This is a genomic window from Arthrobacter sp. Hiyo1, assembly GCF_001263615.2.
In the GTDB taxonomy this organism is placed as follows: domain Bacteria; phylum Actinomycetota; class Actinomycetes; order Actinomycetales; family Micrococcaceae; genus Arthrobacter.
Genome location: NZ_DF952469.1, coordinates 953,974 through 954,870 on the forward strand (window position 1 = coordinate 953,974; position 897 = coordinate 954,870).

The following is an 897-nucleotide window of genomic DNA, read 5'->3' on the forward strand; positions in this document are numbered from 1 at the left end:
CCGCAACTACTGACACCTCGACCGCCAGCCCATCCGCCCCCGCCACGAACGGCGGCAACCATGGGAACGAAACCGACCTCACCGGTGACACCGCAACAAAGGTGAAGGCCGCTGTACTCGCCGCCAACTCCGGCGCCACGGTGGAGAACATGACCACCGAAGACGACGGCAGCGCCGCCTACGAAGCCCACATCACCAAGTCGGACGGCACCCACGCCACCGTCAAGCTCGATGCGAGCTTCAAGGTCACCGCAACCGAAACCGGCGGCCCGGGCGGCGGGAAGGGCGGCCACGGCAACCACGGAAGCGAAACCGACCTCACGGGTGACACCGCAGCCAAAGTGAAGGCCGCCGTACTGGCCGCCAACTCCGGCGCCACGGTGGAGAACATGACCACCGAAGACGACGGCAGCGCCGCCTACGAAGCGCACATCACCAAGTCAGACGGCACCCACGCCACCGTCAAGCTCGATGCGAGCTTCAAGGTCACCGCAACCGAAACCGGCGGCCCCGGTCACTAACCCCCCAAGGCAACCAAGCGCTGTGGGCGATACGGCACCCAGCCGTATCCGCCCACGGCGCTTAAACGGTGTACTGACAGGACCTCCCACACTTCCCGTGCCGGAAGTAGCCTGAATCCATGGACAGTCGAAACGATGTGAGTGAGTTCCTGCGCTCGCGCCGCGCCAAAGTGACACCCGAGCAAGTGAATCTCATTGTGGGTGCCAACCGCCGGGTGCCTGGGTTACGGCGGGAAGAAGTCGCAACCTTGGCTTCAGTCAGCGTGGACTACTACGCGCGGCTGGAACGCGGCAACCTCACAGGTGTCTCGGACGAAGTGCTCGAATCGATTGCCCACGCCCTCAAGCTCGACGCGCCGAAACCGCCCACTTGTTC

At 64.5% G+C, this 897-nt stretch carries 1 protein-coding gene and 1 pseudogene; both read left to right on the forward strand.

The genetic code is table 11. The features are described 5' to 3' along the window. Positions 1–521: PepSY domain-containing protein (locus AHiyo1_RS08710; RefSeq protein WP_059388298.1), on the forward strand; the 521-nt coding region annotated here is incomplete at its 5' end. 119 nt (positions 522–640) lie between these two features. Further along, a pseudogene (locus tag AHiyo1_RS08715) lies at positions 641–897 on the forward strand (helix-turn-helix domain-containing protein); the annotation flags it as partial.